This is a genomic window from Stieleria varia (genome assembly GCF_038443385.1).
GTDB lineage: Bacteria > Planctomycetota > Planctomycetia > Pirellulales > Pirellulaceae > Stieleria > Stieleria varia.
On sequence record NZ_CP151726.1, the window covers coordinates 9,419,866 to 9,442,657 of the forward strand.

Below are 22,792 nucleotides of genomic sequence, written 5' to 3' on the forward strand. Positions count from 1 at the left end.
ATTGACGTGACGCTCAACGGCGGTGGTGACTACGACGAGCGAGCGACCGCTGAAAGAACAATCGAGAACGACCGCTTTGTATGTGATGGACCGCGGCTATGCCACGTTCGCACTCTTCAACTCGATCGTGCAATCGCAAACTAGCTGCGTTTGTCGACTTCGCGACAGCACGGTTTGCCAAGTGGCCCAGGAGCGGACGCTATCTGCAGCTGCCATCAAGGCAGATGTGCTGTGCGATCAAGTCGTGTTACTTGGCAAAACCAGCAAGATCGGTGGCAAACTTAATCACGCGATTCGGTTGATACAAATGCGTTGCACGCCTCACCACAACCGAACGGGTGGAAAAACCATAGGCTCTACGGATCCCAACAGCGATGGCGTTTTTCAGATTGCCATGAATTTGCTCGTCGTTCCTGCCGAGATCATTGCTCTGATCTGCTCTCGACGCTGGATCATTGGAGTTTTCAATCTGGCTTATCCTTAACCACAAGAAACCACCGCTGCGGCTGAGTGATTTCGGCGTTCGCTAATAGAAACGAAGAGGCATCATGGCTTAGCCTTGAATTCTTGGCATGGTGGGTACGCGATTGGGGACGATCTGGACATGAAATTCAGATGCGACCTATGACGCTGCCACCGAAGGCTTGAGCTAGTCCTCAGAGACGGTCAAGATGTAGAGCAATTGTTTCAGGTCAGGACGATGGTCCTTGCTGTGCCCCCTGTTGGATCGCGACCGTCAGCTTTCCACGTCGCAGGACAGGCTGTTCAAACTCGTCGTAGTCGCCGTAGAATCGCACTGTCGTTGAATCGTTATGTAGTTCGTTAAGGTTCAAATGGAATTCATCAACCACCTTTCGAGTGACGGCCATGGCCAATTCCGGCAGGTTGGCATCGAAGAGGCGATCGAGTGCTCGCCCGACACGATCATCATTGAGTGATTTTAATTGCTGTTGTTCCAGACCGAGCAATTCGGGCACGAACTGAGAGACCCAGGCCCCCAGCCCGTAAAGCGGCTCCCTGTTGATCAAGATGTTCTTGATCAGCAGGGTCAAAGCGGTGGACGTGCGCACCTTGCTTCGGCGGTCTTCTTGCGGCAGGAAACCACAGAGTGTGGAATCGAGTTCCAGACGCTCGATGATCCTATTGATGATGGGAAAGACGCCGATGGTGCATGACTGAAGACTCTTTTCACCTCAGGAGGCATTGGGTACCAACTTCGCTGCATCGGGTGCTCGGTGAGCAGGCCTTTTTTCTCGGTTCATGCCAGCACGATAGGCCGTATCGGCCGCCCAGTTCCAGGTGTCCTGGGGGCAAGAAAAATGCGTCAAAAATCACTTACGACGATGGCTCGTGACGTAAGTCGAACTCAAAGAATCCGGAAAAAGATTACTTGGTTGCCAGACACACAATAAACCTGACCAAGAACTCAGCGACGGCGATTGCACCGCCGCAGAAATTCGAAGAAACTGAAATTCAAACGTGCGGAAAAGAAGTTGCACGGCAGGACTCAAGGCGCCGTTGCCCAATGGTCACTTTTTCGTTCGTCCGCCGTGATCCTGGACGATCAGCGCGGCTAGCGATCGAGTGCAGTGTGGAGGCAGAGACGGAGCGGAGTTCTCAATTGCCCCACGGTCGAGTTGACCGGGTACAATAGCATGGAGCGACACTGGTTCGGGCCGTCGCTCCTTGTACCGCGATGATCCATGTCGATTCACCCAAGCCGCGGGTGTCGTCGTTACGTACCACAAGAGACCACCGCCGCGGCTGGGTGATCTCTGCGTTCGTCGGCAGGTTTAGTTGTGAGGTATTCGCTGCGTCAGATACTGTTGGTTGCTGCGGTATTGGCCATGGCTTTCGGTACGTCAACAACTCTGCTTCCGCGGCCGCATGAAGCACCGCCTTCGCTGGTTGCGTTAAATGCAGTACGGAATTTTCGTTTGATCGAAATGGCTCGGACCGGCGAACATCCAATTTCGGGGATGTCCACCACCGAGATTGACGACGCTTGGAATGAATTGACATCAACAAACGATCCATGGGGAAGCCGATACGAAATCGTCGAACGCGCTGATGAATGCGTGTTCGGTTCGCGCTCCTCCGTGCACGTCTATTCACGTGGAGAGGATGGTGTTTCTCATTCGAACGGAGAGGATGCAGACGACATCAGTTCTTGGTCGCCAAAGATGAACCAGTTTTACCAACGTCGTCAATCAATCCGGATCTTGATTTCATGGGCTGTATACTCTCTGATTCTTGCGATTCCGCTGTATGCGGTCTCCGTTCGTGCCGCGAACCGATTTTTCGGTAGAACGAAATGCGACGAACCTACGACCAGCACCAGCCAGCACATGGAACAAACAACGTACTTGCCTCACAACCGCCGAGCGATCGGATCGAGTTACTTCATCCAACAAACCCCTGAGGACGAGAAAAAGGGAAGAGGACGAGAAAAAGGGAAGGGGGGCTTTGTTGCATTCCATAATCGATGGATCGTCCTGCAGCGTGAAGATGGACGCCGGGGAAGCAAGAGGGGAAGCGGGACGTTTTGGGCCATCCGCCAATGAGATGACGCGAGAGTTACACCAGACAATGGATGAGGTAAGAAGGCATATATGATGCACGAGCGCAACTCTATGACATCTGGTGGAAAGACCAGGCGGATTCTCGACCTCGCACAGAGCAACCCCGCGTTCCGAAACAAGGTCATCGCACTCGGTGCTCTTGGCGACCAAATGACGTATCCCTCAATGGAGTTGTTCCAGCGATTTGTGCCTCTGATGCTCGAAATAGCAGCAGAAGTTGGTTTGCTGGATGGAATCGATCAGAGCGCGGCGGACGAGTTGAACGAATGGTTCTTAGACTCCGCAAACGAGCTTGCCTATCTCGTGTGCAACCGACAGCGGATCACCCCGAGTCGCAAGTTCAAGAAGCCCATCGGCAACGTGTTCGTCTCGTGGACGGTGAAGAACCCGCGAGATCGCGAAGCAACTCGTGGCGTAAAGGCAGCCCTTGACTGGTTCAACATAGACTACTTTGACTACACAGAACACCAACTCGACGATGAAGCAGACATGTCCCAGCAGATCACGCAACAGCTTAAGGACGCCATTGCTAAATCACGATTTTCGGTCGAGATCGTTTCCAGTGAAGCGAGTCGACCTTGGGTACAGTTCGAGAGATCGCTAATCGCTAAGAACGCCAGCATTCGTCGCTTCCTTGTATGTCTTGAATCGGACAAGGCAAGGTTCATGCGAATGTCTGCAGAACTCGAAGCACGCATCACCCGAATAGACATGTCGGGAGGGCGGTTTGGAACAATACAAACGGAGAGTATGGAGCAGTGGATGAGGCAAGCTGCAGACACGAGCTATTTTGCGACAGTCGACTTCTCATACCACTGCTACAAATTAGCGGACGTGATTCGATCTCTGCTATCTGGACAACGCAAACGGCATCCGATCTTCTCTTGCCTTGATGCGTTCCGATTCAGTGTCCTCTGTCAACAGTTGCAGCAGTGAGGGCGTTCAAAGGGGTCAGGCCTCGTTGTTCACCAATTGCGTTCACCTTAGAAGCCTGACCCCTGGTATGTCCCCCAGATCAAGTAAATCTGGATAAGTGACCATCCAAACGTCGGTGCATCGGCAAACCCACGGGGATCATTCAAGATCGAGTCGAAAAGGTCGGACCGGCGCATTTTGGAGTCGTCTCGGTCGACTGCGCAAAGCGACGGTCGAAGTGGATGCTTTGTGATTTTTTCGGCAGGGTAATCATCGAACCGATGATTGTTGAACATCAACGAGTGCGCGAGAAAAGGGGATGGGGGTCTTTATTGCATTCGCTTTTCAAGGGATTCGTAGCTCCCGAGATCGACGTGGCAAATAACAATCCGATGGACCGAAGCGGTGGATCGGCCGCTTCTTGATGGAAAATTTACTTGCTCCCGCACGGTCATCGGGGGCGTTCTGCATCAACATAAGGCATCCAAGCGTGAGTGACACAACCTCGTTGATTGCGTATCGTCGATCGTGGAAACGCACATTTGCTATGTCGATCCTAACTGCAGCTGTCGCCTTGCTCATGGCGGTCTACATGTGGCCTCTTTTATTCCCCGTCCTTTACTCCGACGGCATCCGCGCCAAGGTGTTTTCGGTTGGTATGGGCCTTGTCCTCGGAGTAAACCTCGTAATGTCGCTATGGATTGCGATTACAGTGGCTTCCATTCGACGCGACGTTTGTGTCACGCTCGACACCAAGGCACTGACCTGCTCGATTCCCGGTGAATTGGTCTCCAAATCGTTTTCCGTGGCCTTGGATGACATTACTGAGATCAATAAGTATAGACAAAGACAGTGGCCCAGAAGCATTTCGCATTCATACGCAGTCTGGTACGTTTGATCTCTACGGCAACTACGGAATTCCAACTCGTCGCATCGTGATTGAGATTGCGAAACTCCGGCCGTCCGTCATCATGGGAACCACATAAAATAAGATGCAGAACCAAGCCAATCGGGATAGGGGCCCGGTTGCCCGGGACCCCTCCCACAACACCTAGCATGCGGGTCCGCACTAGATCGATGAATACAGTGCGTTTCGCCGCAAGGATGCAAGCGATAGCCAGTACTCTTCAAGAATAAACAAGCCCTCAGCGGCCAGATACTCGTTGGATAAAGCGCGCTGGACGCCAGACGTCGTGGAAAGACGCTCTGCCTGCCAACCAACACGGGCCCTTGCCGCTCATCGCAAAGCCACGAGCGACACGATAAGACCCCACTGGCCTCGTGCCAGTGGCAACGGGACGAACGCGACTTGAGATGTCCAGTGATCGTCCTTGCTTCCACCGGCACGAGGCCGGAGGGGAGCCAAGCGAATCGACTGCTTCTTTGTAGCTCATCAGTCTTGCTTCCACCGGGTCAAGCCCGGATGGAGAGCGAGGAAGCATCAGAGTTCATCGGTGGTTCGTTCCTTGTCTTGTGACGTTCAGGCCTTTGTGTCGCCGTTGGACTCGGCGGGTCACTCCTATGCCTTCTGCTGCCGACTTCGATCGTGGGTTCGTGTTACCACGGCCCACCCCGCGTTGGAGCAAGCTCTACTGGCGGGCACAGGATGAAGTCCTCCCCAAATAAGGGACGTTTCAAGACGCGATGGTCTTGAAACACGTGATCTATCCCCACCCAAGCTCCCCATCTACCTCCACCAACTTTTCCGGTTCGGTTTCGCTGTCAGCAGATTTTTGGGAATCGCACAGCGATGGGCCTGCGGTGTCGGCCTCTATACGGTTTCTGTTCCGTGCTACTGCAAGCTCCGCGCGGACCTGATGGGTCTTGGCGTGAATGCGTCTGGAAACGAATTGCGTTGAACCATGCCCGAATCGGCGGGACTGACCCTATGACCCGTACGGTTCTCGGCGGCTATCCAGCTTGACGCTCACATTCGCAGGCTTCCTCCCCACGGTTTGTCACCTCCCCACGGTTTGTCACCTCCCCGCAGTTGCCCTCGCCTCGTACTGTCTTTCGTAAGAGTTACATTTGGTATACTGCCTCGTGTTGAAAGTAACCGGAACTAAGTACAGGGGACTTTCACCCCACAAGATCACGCCCATGTTGGGCGTACTGCACGGGAGAACAGGTGGTTCGTTTTCTCGTCTGCTTGCAAGTTGTTCGCCCGTTCCCCGTAATTTCTACCGTTCTGCCTTTGAAGATTTGATGCATCATGCAAATGCCCACCGCTTACGACGATGACATTCTCAACGTCGAAGGCGGTTCCTACCCCGATAGCACGCCGACACGGACGACCGTCTATTCCATCGTCTACCCGCCGGTTGGCTTTTTCCCTTTCGCAGGAACCGGAAACGGCGACTATCACGGGTTCTACTGGCCAATTGGCCGCGAAGACCGGCCACCATTGGTTGCGTACAGTAGCCACGATGCATACGCCCTGATCCCAGAACATGGCGATCTGTCTGCTGCCGGACGTTGCCAGCTTGCACGCGACGAAGACCGCACGCTCACATACGAATTCGAATCCGCATTTGATTCTGCAAACGTTCCGCGGCCGACTATCAACATTGCTGATGTTGTTGCCGTCGATGATCACAAGCAACTATTGACTCTTGACCCTGACTCTCCATTCCGCAATTGTGCCGTTGCGGACCAATTGATCGCTGAGAATAAGCTTGACGACGCGGAATCACACTACCGCAAAGCAATCGAATTGCTCCCGGAGTATGGTGCTGCGCATTTCGGCCTCGGCTATTTGCTCCGGCGGACTCGGCGGCAATCGCAGGCATCGATTCACTTGCGCCAGTCACTACTCTGTCCGCTTGCTTTCTGGGGCGGTTGTTTCTGGTCCGATCACATTCTGCCAGGTTCCTTCAGACCCGACTGGGCCCGCAAAGCGCTACTGTGGCTACAGAAGCTCAAGGAACCCGATGATTCTCTTCGCGACGATCCGTTCATGCAGAACGTTCAATACTTGACTCTCGATACTGGTGTCGCGGAAAGCCGCGACATCGAATTGTCGATTGCAATGGTTGACAATTATCACCGACGTGGACAGTTTCTCGATGCCGTTTTCGTGTGGATCACCATTGGTGATCGTGCCGCGCTCGAAACAACGTCCTTTCGCGAACGATACGGACTTACGGCACGTTCATTCGGCACACGCTTGGCTAGGCTATTTCGTGATGCCGGCATTGATCGCCGCGCGGAACTCGTCGACAATATGATTTCGATGATGGAGAAACCTGAGGGGCTCTATCTCTAACGCAAAGAAGGCAGAACCAAGGGTTGCAACGGAGGCCGCGAGCTGACGTTTTCGAAGTGGTAAGTCGTCCGCGCGGCCCCGCTGAACCCTACCGTTCTGTGACTGAAAAGTACAAGCCTGAACCTGATGGCGGATGTTTGCCAAAGATTTCAACATCTCCGATCTTGAACGACTCGGACCGATCATCGAACAACTGCTCGAATCTGGCAAACTGTCTGATGACGAAGCATGGGCAGTCGATCTCGCATGCCGCGCTGCAACAGACCTTGCCTCAATTCGACATTCTGAGGTCGCACAACGATTCTATTCCCGTCCTGACATTGAAGCTCAATCTGAATCAACCACTGAATCGTGGCTGGCGAAGAATGCAGATGCGGAACCGGGGACGATCGCTATGATTTGTGGGCGTTTGAACGTCGCCTCAATCGGAACTGACGGCAAACTACAACTCACGCCGGTTTTCGATCTTTGAATTGTATTTGCACGTGACACGTCGTTTGTGACACAATCGCGGGGAACCAAGCCAATCGGGATAGGGGCCCGGTTGCCCGGGACCCCTCCCACAACACCTAGCATGCGGGTCCGCACTAGATCGATGAATACAGTGCGTTTCGCCGCAAGGATGCAGGCGATAGCCAGTACTCTTCAAGAATAAACAAGCCCTCAGCGGCCAGATACTCGTTGGATAAAGCGCGCTGGACGCCAGACGTCGTGGAAAGACGCTCTGCCTGCCAACCAACACGGGCCCTTGCCGCTCATCGCAAAGCCACGAGCGACACGATAAGACCCCACTGGCCTCGTGCCAGTGGCAACGGGACGAACGCGACTTGAGATGTCCAGTGATCGTCCTTGCTTCCACCGGCACGAGGCCGGAGGGGAGCCAAGCGAATCGACTGCTTCTTTGTAGCTCATCAGTCTTGCTTCCACCGGGTCAAGCCCGGATGGAGAGCTAGGAAGCATCAGAGTTCATCGGTGGTTCGTTCCTTGTCTTGTGACGTTCAGGCCTTTGTGTCGCCGTTGGACTCGGCGGGTCACTCCTATGCCTTCTGCTGCCGACTTCGATCGTGGGTTCGTGTTACCACGGCCCACCCCGCGTTGGAGCAAGCTCTACTGGCGGGCACAGGATGAAGCCCTCCCCAAATAAGGGACGTCCGTTTGGTCGATGGGGGCCATCGATTTTCACGGACACGTGATCTGTTCCCGTCACTGTATTCATTGCTTGTTGGGCCACATCTACCTGTGCCCTGCTTTTCCGGTTCGGTTTCGCTGTCAGCAGCCAGCTCACCTAGGGTCATCGGCCTCAATGTGATTTCTGTACCACGTTGCTGCATGCTGCGCGCGAACCTGACGGGTCTTGGCGTGGATGTGGACGGCACGAGTAGCCGTGGGAATTCTGTCCGATTCAGTTCTCGTCGAACCGCACGTTCCTCTGGCCGGAACCGTCTTTCCGAGCACATCCGCAGGCTTCCTCCCCACGGTTTGTCACCTTGTGCGCAGTTGCCGGGCATCTTGGAGACAGGGCCTCGTACTCTCTTCTTTCGGATCCACATTTGGTATCCTGTCTCCTACTGGAAGTTACCGGAACTAAGTACAGGGGACTTTCACCCCACAAGATCACGCCCATGTTGGGCGTACTACACACGAAGCCGCCGATCGCGCGGTTTGCCAATGGAGAGCGTTTCTCCGGCGGCTCGGTGACGGCTACCGTTCGTCGGACTGATCTGAACTGCAGTTTATATGTTGTCCTCTGCCGAAATCACTCGCCTATCGCGTCGTCGAGCGTGGATTCTTATGCCCGCCGCCGTGTTGGGAGTTGCTGCGATGCTGGCTTACTTCGCATTGGTTGGGGTTGTGCGTGATTCATTGGTTGATTTGACACAACGAAAAGTTGGAAAGACTGCTGCAGATGTTTTGCCAATTGTGTTAGTTCTTCCATCGCTTGGATTCTTCCTTGGAGCATTGCTTTGGGCAGAACGAATGTCGAAGCGATTCGCCCTTTTTTGCCCTGAATGTGGCACGGATGTATCCAAATCAACAAATCGTGTTCTGGCGACGCGGTGCTGCAGTTCATGCGAGATGCAAATCGTCGAGGGGCGTCGAACGCATGGGGCTGACGTGTTCGAACGCTTTTCCCAACTAAAGCAACGGCGATTTCTCATTTACTGGTTCTGGATATGGCCCGTTTTTGGTTTATTCGTACTTGCCTACCACTGGTTTGATCAAACTGCGTGGGCAAACTGCCCGCAGGCGCTGTTTATTCCGGGATTGATCGGAACAACCGCAGCCGGATGGGCTTTTGCCCGTACAATCGACATGCGTTACCTTCCACAACTTGGTGTGTCTGCCCTCGTTTTCCTCCTTGGTGTTGATGCGTTTTGGTGACGCAGACGCTCCGACGAACCATGCCGTGAACCGAAGCGGCGAAGTCAGGCGGTCCTGAAATGGAAACTCTTTCGTCGCCGCTCGGTTACGGCGAATCGATCGTCAAATTTTATTCAAAGATGCGTATGGTCTTTCGGTTTAGCTTGAAGCAACTCTTGCTAGTGTGCGTCTGTCTTGCACTGGTTGTTGCTTGGCTGGGGATTCAAAACCAGTTTCAGCATATTGGTTACTCAGGCGAGACAAAATGGCATTCGTTTGCACCGTCCGGTGGGTATCCGGGCGATGGGATTGGCGGCGTTCACATTGTGGCAATGGCCTCGCATCTTATGCGGACATCCGTGATCCAGCCGATTTCGAAAGGCTTGCCGAGGTCCCTAACGCTTGCCAGCATTTGACCTCGGCATTGATTTTCGGACGTGACACTCTTGATGAGTTCGATCCTGCTGACTTCCCGAATCTCAAACATTTGTCGATTGGTGGTAGCAAGATTTCAGCTAATTCGCTTAAGAAGCTAAAGATGATGCCAGAACTAAGCGACCTGGACATATCGGAATTTGAAATCGATCCCAGTACCGAATGACACCCAGCCGTCCACCGAAGCCGTGTCCTCTCATGGGGACACAGCATCCGAGCGTCCCTGCAACAAGGTGCTGCCGATGAAACCAAGCGGCGGTCCATCAGTGGCCTGAGTTCTTGTGGCTTCTCGTGCTTTTTGTGGCAAGCAGCCTTCATTCTCTGGGATGGGGGCAGCGACGGCCACGAAGAACACAAAGAGACACGAGCTGGATTCAGCGTGAATGATACGCAGTGGGTTGAGCCTGAGCTGCAGGCAGGCCCATACACGCACTACTCGATTATTTGTGAACGAAGCGAAGACCAGACGACGCTTTCAATTGATACTTACTTGCTCGAACCATGGGTAAACAGCAGGACGGGTGAGACCGGAGAATCACCACATGGGACGGGAGAGGATTATGTTCTTGACGCGGACGGATGCTGGATTGGGGCTGATCGTCGGTGGAATCGTTGGCAAGCTTCGCAATTAACGCGTTCAAGCCCAAGCATCTCGACATACAGAACCATCCCGCACACGTGCAGACTGGCAAGGCCTGATCGACGAGCGAGGTGAGACCCCGCCTGGGAAACTGCTAGCCACCGGCCCAAGGTTTCTTCCTCGCTGCGGGTTCTCTGACGCGGTTGCGGTAGGTCATGCTCTGCATGACATTCAACGCACGATGGATGCATGCACGTTCTTCGCTTCCATGGATTACACTTCGTTACCCGACTGAAACCAGAATCGACGGGTGATCAACGTCAGTTACGGCGCCTAGCGGAGTACACATGACCGCGAATCCGTACCAAACACCGGCGCCCACGGATGATGCATCGCAAAACCGCGTTCCATTCGTTTGGACACTGTTGTTTTGGATTGGTGCGGGGCTTTCCGCTATTGCGTTTGCGTATGCGTCGTTGGTCCTCTGCGTGAACTACGAATCGTCGTTGAGAAAGGGCGAATTTCTGCCCGAATACGAAATAATGCTGCTTCTGACGATCCTTTGCTGCGTAGTCGGTTTTGTCTACTCTTTGATTCGGTGGCGTTCACGTCAGGTCCGACCTGCACTCACCTCACTCGCGATTGTCTTCATTGGACTGGTTGCATGCCCGTGGGTATTGATATTCGCATTGTACGGTCTTCACCAATGAACAATGGAATGACGGTTAACCAGTAAAGATTGACCATCAAGTGGCAGGACGTAATCGTTGAGTACTGCCTGCACAACTGCTCGAAGGTTCATCGCGACACACCAGAAAGCCAGTCCGAAAGGAATTCTGGCGAATCCCACTACCGAGTGCGCCCGTAAATGAATCGTCGCTCCTCAGGATGTCAGTCCCGCCAGTTCGCTGGCTCGTTTGACGCGGCTGATGCCGATCATGTAGGCGGCCACTCGGAGTGAGACTTCTTTGGAATGCGCCATCTGCCAAACCGCTTCAAAGGCTTCTGAGAGCGTGTGATCGAGTTCTTGTCGCACGCGGTCGAGAGACCATCGATAGTGCTGGCGGTTTTGCACCCATTCAAAGTAACTGACCGTCACGCCGCCGGCGTTGGCCAAGATGTCAGGCAACACCGTCACGCCACGCTCGTGCAGGATCGCGTCGGCGTCGGGATCGACCGGACCGTTGGCGGCCTCGATGATCGCTTTGGCCGAGATCTTGTCCACGTTGTCCTTGGTGATCACACCACCCAGTGCCGCCGGGATCAGCACATCGACATCGGGCAATGAGAGCAAAGCGTCACGCGGCATGACTTCGCACTGAGTGTATCCTTCCAATAGTCCGTAGCGATGTTTCAAGGTGTGACGCAGCAGTTCCTGAATGTTCAATCCGTCTTTGCGGAAATAGGTGCCCGAGGTGTCGCTGACGGCAACGATGGGAAACTGGGATTCCGCCAAGTACTTTGCCGCGTGCGAACCGACGTTGCCAAATCCTTGGATGGCGATCTTTGTCTTTTCCGCTTGCATGCCCAATCGCTTGACGACTTTCACCGTCAGTGATCCGACGCCACGCCCGGTGGCTTCCTCGCGACCTTTGGCCCCGTACTCCTCGACCGGTTTGCCGGTGATCACGGCGGGATTGAATCCGTGGTACTTTTCCCACTGGTTTCGAAACCACGCCATCACTTGATGGTCCGTCCCCATGTCGGGCGCGGGGATGTCAGTGTCGGGACCGACGATGTCGTGAATCTGATCCACAAACGCACGCGTCATTCGTTCGATCTCGCGTTTGGAGAGTGAACGGGGATCGACCCCGATGCCACCCTTGGCACCGCCGTATGGCAAATTGACGACGGCGGTTTTCCACGTCATCAAACTCGCCAACGCTCGGACTTCGTCCAAGTCAACTTCGGGGTGATAACGCAGGCCGCCTTTCATCGGGCCTCGGCTGTTGTCGTGCTGCACGCGGAAACCGACGAAATTGGCCAAGTCGCCGTTATCACGCTCGATGCTCACTTGAACCTGCACCTCACGGCGTGGCATCAACAGGGCTTCGCGTAACGAGTCTTCCAACTCCAAATGTTCAGCCGCAGCGTCAAAGAAACGCCGCATGGACTCAAAGGCTTTCATGGTGCGGTTTATCCGGTTGGCAAAGTAAGGGACGCGTTCAGGCGGCACGCCGAAGCGGAGTCTCACTGTAACGAAGCTGACGAGTGGCGCGGACCCAGGCGGAGATGGTTTGCAGGTCGGGAGGAGAATTGCCCCGCAAATATCGCCGGCCCGCAGTCGTCAATGCGAAACGCGACACCTCGATGTGTACCAATCGGGCATCACAGATCGCCAGTTGCCGAGCCGACTGGTACCCGGCACCTGCCAGCAACTGGGCGTCTAGGCCGGTCAGGCGGGGAATCTGGCACATCAAGGTCGCTTGGGCCTGCCATTGGCGTACGGTCTGAGCATCGATCCAGTACGTGCTGAGCCTCACCGCCAACTGCTCGGGATCCTCCATCAGAAATTGCCCGACGCTGTGTATATGGATCCGCAAAAAACGCTCCGCAGTCCGCGCACCGATCGACGGTGCATGGATCATTTGATCGTAGGGACTCAAGTTCAAATCGTCACAGTCCATGGGTACCAACGGCACGCCGACGGATTTCTCCGTGGAGCTGCTAGGCACGCTGCGGGCAACCGCCGCGGAATGCTCATCGTGGTCGGAATGATTGCCATGTGCCGCCGCGCGTGCTCGTGCCCAATCTTTCCTGCGTTGTTCTCGCTCGACACGGAAACGTTCTTCGCGTTCCAAAATCGCCACCACCCGGTGCTTGATGTCGACTTCGGCAGGCACGTGATGACGTAGCTGACCGGTTCGATAGTACTCGGCCGCCAACTCTTGAACAGCCAGCGTTTCCTTGGCATGCCGCACTCGTATTCGCCAGAGCGAGAGTGGAGTCGTGGCAACGGCGGCGACGGCCGGCCAAATGATCGGCGCCGTTGGTAAAGTGCCTCGACGGATGGTTTCTGCATCAGAGGCGGCACGTTCCAAGACGCGTGCCCAACCCGTGATCGCCAACCCGAAGACTTCCGAAAGAATCCGAATCGATGACTCGTCCAAACCTTCCGCAGGCTCCTCGACTCCCTCGTGAAAGGAGTAGCGATTGATCAACGTCTCAAAATGAGTGTGAGCCTGTCTTGCGGCGTGCAACATCATCGAACCGAGCCAACCGGGACGATCCGAGAGTTGCATCACAATCCGCAACTGGTCGTCCTGCCAAGTCCGATAGATGTGGTCGTACATGGTCGCGATGCTGTGATCCAAGGGGCGATGAACCAAACACTCACGAGCGCTCAGACCGGTATGCAACGGTGAAACACTGTCGGTAAAATAGTGGCTCAGCACGCCGGCCGCGTGCGCCGCGTCAGAATAACGATCCGTCCTCAAATAGCGTTGCAATCGGTCGTACCATTGATGGGCGACGCGTGGCGCGCCGCCCCAGTATCCGTTCTGGACGTGAATGAAGTGATTCTGGAAATCACGAAAACGAACATCCGGATCGATCGCGCCTTGCAAATATCGCCGATGATGCCGCAGCAACCAAGTCACCAATCGGCGTCCCGATTCGGTTTGGACCAACGGCAAAGCATCCACAGCGAAACGTTGATGCGTTTGGCCACAATGTCCCCATCGTAGAATCCGCTGGAACCAAATCATCTCAGGCGTCGGTCACGTTGGGTTATGAGGCATAGGGCAAACTGCTGCGTCCAGACGTCGACGTCGATTCGGACATCAAATCACGACGCGTGGGACGAACGCGAGGACGATTGGGGGCTGGCATCACATCGCCCGCCACGTCGATTCGGTTCAGATGCACGTCCATCTGCGGGTACGGAATCTTGATGCCGACGGCGTCAAGCTGCTGTTTGACTTCGCCGGTCAACAACTCCATCATCCGCCAATAGTCGCCCGTCGCGACCCACATTCGGACCTTCCAATCGACTGAGCTTTCGCCCAATCCTGCCAAAACCACTGCACTGCCACGCCCGGCTCCTTGGATCGTTTCGGCGAGAAAAGTATCCACGGCGGTCTGCAGAGCATGACGCGTTGCATTTAAGTCTGCTTCGTAGTCCACACCCACGAGGACTTCGACGCGACGATGGGGATGGTAACTCATGTTTTCGATCGTGCCTCCACTGATGGAACTGTTGGGCAAGATCAACCGGCGGTTGTCGGTGGTGTCCAGCGTCGTATTGAACAGATCGATCTCGTTCACTTTGCCGGTCACCCCGGCAACGCTGATCATGTCGCCCACTTTGAAGGGACGGAAAACGATCATCAACACGCCCGCGGCGAAGTTGCTGAGGGTACCTTGGAATGCCAAGCCGATTGCAAAACCGGCGGCCGCCAACAATGCAGCCAAACCACCCAACGGTGCGCCTAACTTGCTGGCCACCGATGCGATCACGCCGCCCATGATGGTGTAAAACAGCACCGTGCCGACAAAGCGACCCAGTGTTTCGTCGACACGTTTGCGAAGCGGTTGGCTGACGACCCGTGAGACGTACTTGGCGACGAAGTAGCCTACGAAAACCAATGCCAGTCCGACCGCAGCAGGCACCATGTTGGGCAACATCGTGCCCATCATCCATTCACCCATCAAATCAAACTTGCCGTGCACCGCCGCGTTGGCGGCGTCACCAAAGTTCACCAAAACATCGGTTTCACCGGCGGCAATACTGGGGTCGACAACAAGGGGATCGACAACTGTTGGTTCGGCCACTGCTCACATCCTTGCGCGTGGGACACGTTTTCTTCGTAGCCCTCACCCAGGGCAAAACTTCTGATGTATCGCCTATAGAAGAATCACCGCCCACCTGTAAAGACGAGCTTGGATTGTGGTGGCCTGTCTGCGCCAGATAGCGATTGGGAATGGTAAAACGCTTGACGGGACACGCTATCGACTTGGAAAGTCGAGCGTCTCCGCTCAGTGGTGGAAATGGTTGCCGTGATGCAAGTCGTAGTGGCCGGGGACGTAGTCGTAGTGGTTTCCGTGTGGCACCAGCGACGGGCCGTGGTAGTCCAAGTGTGGCCTACGAGGATGGTAGCCGTTCCAATGCGACCGATAGCTTGGATACACCGGCAGCGAATAGCTGTTGTATCGGTACGTCGGCACGATCGTTCGATTCGATGGCAAAATGGGACGGTACGAAGGCATCCTGGCGTAATAGCCGCCTTGCCCAGGACGTAATCCAAAGTCCGCGTTGGCCGATGGCCCAGACACGGTAAACATTGCCGCGATTGCAAGCAAACCGGAGCTTGCCCAAGTGATGACTTTTGACATGGGAAATCTTCTTTCTTTGACGGTGTCGGTGAACGGCAAACGACTCCGCTCCAGCTCATCGCGGTTGCCGTGAAACTTTGCGTGAAACAATTCACGTAGGTCACCCAGGATGCAATCGGCGTACCGCTGCAAACCACCTTTCATCCCTCGCAACAGCCAGGCGATCCAATTGGGGGGCGTGCGTAAAATAGTGGTCCTGTCTTCTTGCCAAAATCACGCGGAGCGATGATTGCTACGTAGATTTCCCGACACTTACTCTCTGCACGTCCCGCCAAGTACCAGGCCACAAAATTCGCTTCACTACCGTTGATGCTCAGCGACGAGGATCCAAACAGAAACAAAGTGTGATCCTTTTGATCACACTGCTGTCGCGATTCTGTACTTCGCGAGTTGCCATCTGGCTCTCAAGACCACTTCGTTAGCTCGGATGATTCAGGCGACTCACTACAGTCTTGGCAAGACGGGTCGGAAACAGAGGTCTCGCCAATTTGCAAAGATCACGCGGAGCGTGATTGCTACGTTCTGTTGACGAATACGATCGAGCAGACCGAGCTCGGTTCAAGCTGCGCGGCGTTGCTCATCGATTGAAAGCCCGGGGACCGAACCGCGTTCACGACGCAACGTGCGGATGGTGGCGATCTGATCGTGCAGTTGATTCTGCAACTGACGAATCGAATCCTGAGCCGCCTCATTGGCCTGCAAACTGCTTTCGTGTTCGGCCGTGACTCGTTTCAAGTGCGCGATAAGCTCTTCCACTCGGTAACCAAGAGCCTCATTGTCTTGTCGCACCGAACTGAGGTCGTCGAGCTGGATCTGCAAATCCTGAACCATCGTGGTTTTGACCGACAACTGTTCGGTCGTCTGTTTTCGATCCAACGAGATCTTTTGCAGCTCCTTGGATTTGGTCTCGAGCTGGCGTTGCAGATCTTCGATCGAGTTGGCGTGCATCGCCACATGTGTGCCCAACTTAGCAATTTGTTTTTCCAGTTCGCCGTTGACGCGGTTCAACTCGTCACGCTGCTCGCCGATGATCGGTAATTGTTCTGCAGACTGAAGCAATTGTTTGCGTTCGTCTTCGATCACGGACAATTGCGACTTCAGACGATTGATTTCTTCGCGTTGCTCGGCAAAGGCCCGTGTCTGCATGTCACTGCGTTGTTGCAACTCGCGAATCATCTGATTCTTTGTGTTGACTTGCTTTTCCATCACGATGATCTGCTGCATCTCCAAACGCATCTTGGCGATTTCGTTGAGCAACTGTTCATTGTGACCACGAAGCTCACCGTTCTTGGTTTGCTCCACGCTCAAATCGTCGTCCACGCTGCTCAAACGTTCTCGCAGGACGTCGACCTGCTGCAACTGCTGCTTCAACTCAGCGATTTCGTTCTGACGTTCGGTGACGATCGCTGCCATGTGCAGCTTTTCGTCATCGGAATGTGCCAGACGCTCGCTAAGCTGAGTGTACTCGGATTGCAACTGGGCGAATTGCTGCTGGACCTGCTGGAGTTGTTCGATCTGTAGATTCAGATCTTCGATCTTGTTTTCCAACGCTTCGTTGGCGGTATTCATTTCCACCAGTTGGGCGTTCAAGGTTTCCGCTTTTTGAGTCAGCGGTTCGATGACTTCACCACGTCGGGCCAGCTCGGCGATCCTGGTTGTCTTTTCACTCAATGCATTTTGCAATTGCCGCTGAATCGCCACTTGGTCATCCAGTTGTCCCTGCAGCATCGCCCGTTCACTGCCGACCTGGGCCAGTCGCTGTTGTACCTCCTCCAAGAACTTCAACTCCTCGGCTTGCTGGGCCAACGACTCACGCAGCGTTTCATTGACGGAGTTGGCTTCTCGAAGCTGTTCTTGGATGGCCGCGGTCTGTTCCGAAGCGGCACGGGTTGCCTCGATGGTTTCTCTCAGAGACTGAATCTCTGCCAGTTGAGCGGCAAGCTGCTGTTCTTGATCGGAAATCTGCGTTTGTTGAGCGGTTGACTCCGATTGTTTTTTCTCCAGTGAACCACGAATCCGGTCCAACTCATCCTGGATCGGCTCCATGCTTTGCAGTTCATCGATCAGATCGACGATCCGTTGTTGTTTTTCATCGACGAGGTCGGCCAGTCGTTCATTTTGGTCGGCGGTCCGCTCGGCTTGATCCAGTGCGGAAGCCAGTTGCAGTTGTAGTTGCTCGACATCGCCAGCGAGTTGAGTGCACTTCTTGGACGACTCTTCACGCTGAGCCTCCAGTTCGGCGATCTTTGCCAGATCGGATTCCATTGCCGCGATCCGAAGTCCACTTTCGCTGGAATCGTTGGCCGCGTTGGCCAACGCTTCACGCAAGGAATCGATCGTTTCCTCTCGCTGTTGAACTTCCGATTGCAGTGAATCGATGGTTGAGAGAGCGGAGTTCTTTTCCTCGTCCAATCGCAGGAGATCATCTTCCTTGCGTTTTGCTTCCGCAGTCACGTCAGCAAGCTGGTCTCTGAGTTGGTCGATCGTGATTTGGGAGGATTCACTCTGCGTCGCCACGTCGGATTCCCAACGCGTCAGTTGTTTTTGCAACTGTTCGATTTCGATCCGTGCGTCTTCATTTTGTTTGGTCAGCTGGTCGATCAACTCGCTTTGACGGCCCAGTTCGTCTCCGGCCTCACGTGCGGCGTCCTGCGATCGGCCGTGCCGTTGCTCAATGGATTCTTTCTCTGCGATCGCGTTCTGCAGTTTTATCGCGGCATCCTCGGCATCTTGTTTTGCCAAACGCAGAGATTCTTCTGTGGCTTGCAATTCGCCATGCAAGATGTCCAGTTCGGTCTCTCTCTGTTGGCGTAGCAAGTCTTGCTGAGCCAGTTTTTCTCGCAGTTCATTCGCTTCGGCTCTGGTGGATTCCAAGTCGGACACGCTGTCATTGAGCGACTGTCGGACTTGCAAGATCTCCTCGCGATGGGCATCGGGATCCCCGCCTGCCTTGGAGAGTTTGTGTTCCAGGTCGCGGATCTTTCGCTCATCACCACTACGATCTTGATACCAAATGAGGTACCCGATCATGATTCCGGCAACGAGAAAGAACAGGATCGAGGGGAGTGGTAAGTCAAAGAGAATGCCCATCAGAATCCGTCCTGAAGTAGTGCTTGGTCATCAAGTTGCCGGTCCCTCCGGCGTTTCGCACGCCAGATCAATCGCACCGTCATCACCCTGAAAACGTGGTGTGAAAGCGGATCTAGCAAATCCGCGGGGCTGCTGTCGACGTGAATTTTGCCCGGGCTGCCAAAAAGTTGGGGTTGGGGCTGTTTCGAATCGGAGAGTCGAACGACTGTCTCTCGACTTTCCAAGTCGAGAGCGTGCCCTGCCGTAGCAGTCTGTTGATTTAGTGAGCCGCGACGCGTGAGCGGCCGGGCGATACGCATTGCCCGAGGCCTTACGGCCAACGGCTCACCAGTATTTCGGCAACACCAAGTAAATCAATAGGCTGGTAGGTCTTGCCAATTTTGAACCGTGCCTTGCACAGACAGGCCCCTCGTTACTCGGACGCTAGGCATTCTTCGAACCGCTCGATGTCCACGGCTCGACCTTGGTCGTCGCTTTCGACAATCGCTCCGCAGAGGCGGATATCGCCCGTGGCGACGTGGAAATGGCAGGGCTCGTTCGTACGCGTGGTGTGCGTGACCCTGGCGATATCGCGACCGATGATGCTTTCATAGGGGCCGCACATGCCGACGTCGCATTGAAACGCGGTGCCACCGGGAAAGATACACGCGTCCGCGGTCGGGACATGGGTGTGTGTGCCCAAGACCGCCGTCACACGGCCGTCCAGGTATCGAGCGATGATTTGCTTGTCACTGGTCGCTTCGGCATGCACGTCCACCAAGATATGGTCGGTATGACTTTCGATCTCCTCAAGCACCCGATCCAGGGCGTCAAAGGGACAATCGACCGGCTTCATGAACACTTGGCCCATGATCGAAACGAGCGCCAGCGGCTGGGATGCCGTGGGAATCGGCAAAAGCACCCAGTTCTTGCCGGGGGCGGCCGATGGATAATTCGCCGGCTTGACGATTCGATCGCTGCTGGTCAGGACATCGACGATTTCCTTGCGACGATAGATGTGGTCCCCCAACGTGATTCCATCGACGCCAGAGGAGATCAATTTTTGGTATTGCCGGGGCATCAACCCGGAACCGTCCGATGCGTTTTCGGCGTTGACGATCAATGCGTCCAGCTTCAGCGTCTTTCGCAGACGCCCTGCATGGCGGACCACGGCGCTATAGCCCGGTTTGCCGACGAGATCACCAAGGAAAAGAATACGCATGCGTCGGCGGGATCCATGAGTGGGACGGACAGTCAGCAAGTTAATATCGGGGGCACCCTGTTCACAACCCAGGCAGCGGCTCCCGCCTGCCCGCCCCACCTGATTGCCGGTGATCAACGTTGACCCCCTGGGTTGATTCGTCAAGAATCCAGGTTGAATCTCTCTGTGCAACTTTGTCCATTTTATCTCGCTTGATCCATGTCCACCGCCGCTGCATCGCTCTCCGCCACCGAAATCGCCGATTACTGCCGCCAGACGGCTGCCGACGCCCGGCAAGCCTCCACGGAGCTGCGGGTTCTGGATACCGCGGTCAAGAATCGATGGCTGATGGAATCCGCCGACGCTTTGGTCGATTCGGTCGAAACGATCGTCGCCGCCAACGCGTTGGACCTCGAGGCGGCACCGGGTTACGGCTTGACCGAGGCGGCGATCGATCGCCTGCGTTTGGATGGCCAGCGGATCGGCGGTATCGCCCAAGCCCTTCGTGAGATCGCGATGCTGGGAGATCCGGTGGGTGAAATCCTGGACGGGTTCACGCGACCAGGTGGACTGCAGATCGTCAAAAAACGCGTGCCGTTGGGTGTCGTGTTCTTTATCTACGAAAGCCGACCCAACGTCACCGCCGACGCCAGTGCCATTTGCGTCAAGAGCGGCAACGCCGTCATCTTGCGAGGCGGCAAGGAAGCGATCCACAGTAGTCAAGCGATCGTGGACTTGCTCTGCGCGGCTGCCAAGAACTGTGGTGTTCCCGAGAAAGCCGTGCAGTTGGTTGCCACGACCGACCGCGCCGCCGTCGGTGAGTTCCTGAAACTCAACGACCTGATCGACGTGGCGATCCCGCGCGGGGGCGAAGGTTTGATTCGTCGCGTTTCCGCAGAAGCCACCATGCCGGTCATCAAACACTTCGATGGCAACTGTCACGTGTACGTCGACGAGTCGGCCGAGATCGAAATGGCGGTCAAGATCATCGAGAATGCCAAGTGCCAGCGGATGGGTGTTTGTAACGCGTGCGAGTCACTGTTGATTCATTCGGCCATCGCCGAGAAAGCCCTGCCGGCGATTGCCCAGCGATTACAAAAACATCAGATCGTCATGCACGTGGACGATCGCGCCGCACCCTTGGTCAGCGGCGGTGTGCCCGCAACGCAGGATGATTGGGGACGCGAGTATCTGGGACCGGAGATCAGCATCGCCGTGGTCGACTCGATCGATCAAGCCATCGAGCACATCAATCAATACGGGTCCCATCATACGGATGCAATCGTCACGAGTAACCTTCGCGCAGCGGAGTCCTTTACCGCCGGTGTCGACAGTTCGGCGGTGATGGTCAATGCGAGCACACGATTCAACGACGGAGGCGTCTTTGGTCTGGGCGCAGAGATCGGAATCTCGACGGATAAGTTTCATGCGCGTGGACCCTGCGGTCTGAGAGAATTGACGACCTACAAATACGTCGTGCGTGGCGACGGCCATATCCGTGAATGATCTCAGCGTTCGCGATACGTTTGCACCAAATGGCTTGCGGACGCCTCCTTCGCTTTTTCCCAACCATCAAGGATGATCGCGTGTCGACGACCAACCAATTCAACGACAATCAGGTCCGACGACTGGTTCAAGCCATGGAGGTGCAACCCAGTGATCGTCGCGATAGACCAGTCGGGTATCGAGTGGACACTGCCGGTCGTGAAACAGCAACCGCGAATGTCGACTACGCTGAGAAAGACCTGTTGTGCAAGACGCACCAGCAACATGATCGCGTTGCCAAAGGATTTGCCGAGTCACTGTCTCAAATCTGGCAAGGACCCGTTCAAGTCTCGGTCCATCACGTTCGCAGATTTTTGCCAGGGCAACCAAACGTCGATCCACTCAACCGACTGTACAACGTCCCGTTGCCCAACGCCGGGATACAGATTCAGTCATCTCTGGCATTTGCATTGATCGATCGCATGCTCGGAGGCCAGCCGGACCTGACGGATTTTGCCGGACGCTCGATGACGGTCTTGGAGCAACGCTTGCTGCACCGCATCATCGATGACTTTGTCATGCACTGGCAAATCGCGTGGCGTGATGGCGCTGTGTTCAGCCGGAGCACGATTGCCGACGCAGGCTTTGGACGTGATTTATTGACGTCGATGGATTCGCAACACGAAATGATCTGCGTGGAACTGAATATTCAGATGACGGGCAGTCGGGGCGCGTGGATCTGCGTCATGCCGGTGAGCGAACTCGCGTGCCTGAGCGACAGAATCATCGCAGAGGACTGCGAGACGGCAGTGACCGACGAGTCCGATTCCCACTCGCTGTCTGACCACTCGTTGTCTGACCACTCGTTGTCTGACCACTCGCTGTCTGACCCCGAGGTGGAGGTCACGGTGACGTTGGAGGTTGCGTCATGCGATGGTGCATCGTCGCCGTCACTGCAGGTGGGCGAATGCTTGACGCTTGATGGGAGTGCACCGATCGTCGCCGACATTCGTGTGGCCGGCGTTGTGGTCCGTCGTGGCATGTTGGGTCAATGTGACGGACGCAAGGTCGTGCGTGTGGATCGCGACAAAGGGTGACCAGAGGCGAAAAAAAACGGCGTCGAGATGCAATCCCGACGCCGCTTGTTGAGTTCAGATCTTTCAGCAGAAGCCTCAGATCATTTCCTTCAGTCCCTTCAGGGGACGAATCACGACCTTCTTGCTGGCCGGTTTTGGCTTCAGCCAAATTTCGCTACCGTCGGCCGGGTTGCGGCCCTTACGCTTCGGCTTGGCCGGAACGTCCTTGCGTTGAATCTTGCACAGCCCTGGGATCGTGAACTGACCCGATCCGGTTCGACCAAGCGCCTTGGCGATTTCGCTCGACAGAGCATCAAAGACGGCAGCAACGTCCTTCTTTGAAAGCTCGGTTTCTTCTGCGATGTTTGCCAGGATCTGAGTCTTGGTAGGGGCTTTTTGCGGAACTTTAGCCATTTGCGAGAACCTTTTCTGAATGTCTATGATAGGCGGATTAGATGGGAAAATCGGCCCACGTCGTTTCTAAGGGCC

14 protein-coding genes are annotated in these 22,792 nt (G+C 55.2%); 6 read left to right on the top strand and 8 right to left on the bottom strand.

From position 1 onward, the window contains the following. Positions 1–25 precede the first annotated feature (25 nt). On the top strand, positions 26–484 hold the full coding sequence (locus Pla52nx_RS31825; RefSeq protein WP_146519229.1) for a hypothetical protein: 459 nt from the start codon (positions 26–28) through the stop codon (positions 482–484). A gap of 208 nt (positions 485–692) precedes the next feature. Here Pla52nx_RS31825 and Pla52nx_RS31830 read toward each other — a convergent pair whose 3' ends face one another. Beyond that, a complete protein-coding gene (locus Pla52nx_RS31830; RefSeq protein ID WP_146519228.1) occupies positions 693–1,166 on the bottom strand; it encodes a DUF4277 domain-containing protein in 474 nt (157 codons plus the stop codon). A 1,467-nt stretch (positions 1,167–2,633) separates the two neighbouring features. Between Pla52nx_RS31830 and Pla52nx_RS31835 the strand changes: the two genes are divergently transcribed. The 3 genes from Pla52nx_RS31835 to Pla52nx_RS31845 all read left to right on the top strand — a co-directional run bounded on the left by Pla52nx_RS31835 (position 2,634) and on the right by Pla52nx_RS31845 (position 9,144). Continuing rightward, on the top strand, positions 2,634–3,518 hold the full coding sequence (locus Pla52nx_RS31835; RefSeq protein WP_146519227.1) for a hypothetical protein: 885 nt from the start codon (positions 2,634–2,636) through the stop codon (positions 3,516–3,518). A gap of 2,191 nt (positions 3,519–5,709) precedes the next feature. Next, entirely contained in the window at positions 5,710–6,762 is a 1,053-nt protein-coding gene (locus tag Pla52nx_RS31840) for a hypothetical protein (protein WP_231741846.1), read from the top strand. A gap of 1,791 nt (positions 6,763–8,553) precedes the next feature. Further along, positions 8,554–9,144: a hypothetical protein gene (locus Pla52nx_RS31845; protein WP_231742784.1), complete on the top strand. Its 591-nt coding sequence runs from the start codon at positions 8,554–8,556 to the stop codon at positions 9,142–9,144. A gap of 1,877 nt (positions 9,145–11,021) precedes the next feature. Here Pla52nx_RS31845 and Pla52nx_RS31850 read toward each other — a convergent pair. The 6 genes from Pla52nx_RS31850 to Pla52nx_RS31875 form a co-directional block, all read right to left on the bottom strand. After that, positions 11,022–12,266, bottom strand: a complete 1,245-nt coding sequence (locus Pla52nx_RS31850; protein ID WP_146523430.1) for a Glu/Leu/Phe/Val family dehydrogenase — start codon at positions 12,264–12,266, stop codon at positions 11,022–11,024. Positions 12,267–12,303: 37 nt separating this feature from the next. Then, a complete protein-coding gene (locus tag Pla52nx_RS31855; protein ID WP_146523431.1) occupies positions 12,304–13,845 on the bottom strand; it encodes a DUF4332 domain-containing protein in 1,542 nt (513 codons plus the stop codon). Positions 13,846–13,867: 22 nt separating this feature from the next. After that, on the bottom strand, positions 13,868–14,911 hold the full coding sequence (locus Pla52nx_RS31860) for a mechanosensitive ion channel family protein (protein ID WP_231742792.1): 1,044 nt from the start codon (positions 14,909–14,911) through the stop codon (positions 13,868–13,870). Positions 14,912–15,115: 204 nt separating this feature from the next. Continuing rightward, a complete protein-coding gene (locus tag Pla52nx_RS31865) occupies positions 15,116–15,472 on the bottom strand; it encodes a hypothetical protein (protein WP_146523432.1) in 357 nt (118 codons plus the stop codon). A 558-nt stretch (positions 15,473–16,030) separates the two neighbouring features. Further along, the gene (locus Pla52nx_RS31870; RefSeq protein ID WP_146523433.1) at positions 16,031–18,562 is read right to left on the bottom strand and encodes a hypothetical protein; all 2,532 of its coding nucleotides are present in this window, start codon (positions 18,560–18,562) and stop codon (positions 16,031–16,033) included. 412 nt (positions 18,563–18,974) lie between these two features. Next, positions 18,975–19,763, bottom strand: coding sequence for a TIGR00282 family metallophosphoesterase (locus Pla52nx_RS31875; RefSeq protein ID WP_146523434.1), 789 nt, complete (start codon positions 19,761–19,763; stop codon positions 18,975–18,977). Between the two features lie 198 nt (positions 19,764–19,961). On the opposite strand from Pla52nx_RS31875, the gene Pla52nx_RS31880 reads away from it, so the two are divergent. Together Pla52nx_RS31880 and Pla52nx_RS31885 are read left to right on the top strand one after the other, a co-directional pair. After that, the gene (locus Pla52nx_RS31880) at positions 19,962–21,248 is read left to right on the top strand and encodes a glutamate-5-semialdehyde dehydrogenase (protein ID WP_146523435.1); all 1,287 of its coding nucleotides are present in this window, start codon (positions 19,962–19,964) and stop codon (positions 21,246–21,248) included. Between the two features lie 80 nt (positions 21,249–21,328). Further along, positions 21,329–22,324: a FliM/FliN family flagellar motor switch protein gene (locus Pla52nx_RS31885; protein WP_197455104.1), complete on the top strand. Its 996-nt coding sequence runs from the start codon at positions 21,329–21,331 to the stop codon at positions 22,322–22,324. A 75-nt stretch (positions 22,325–22,399) separates the two neighbouring features. Here the strand turns inward: Pla52nx_RS31885 and Pla52nx_RS31890 are convergent, their stop codons facing one another. Continuing rightward, positions 22,400–22,717, bottom strand: a complete 318-nt coding sequence (locus Pla52nx_RS31890; protein WP_146523437.1) for an HU family DNA-binding protein — start codon at positions 22,715–22,717, stop codon at positions 22,400–22,402. Positions 22,718–22,792: the final 75 nt, after the last annotated feature.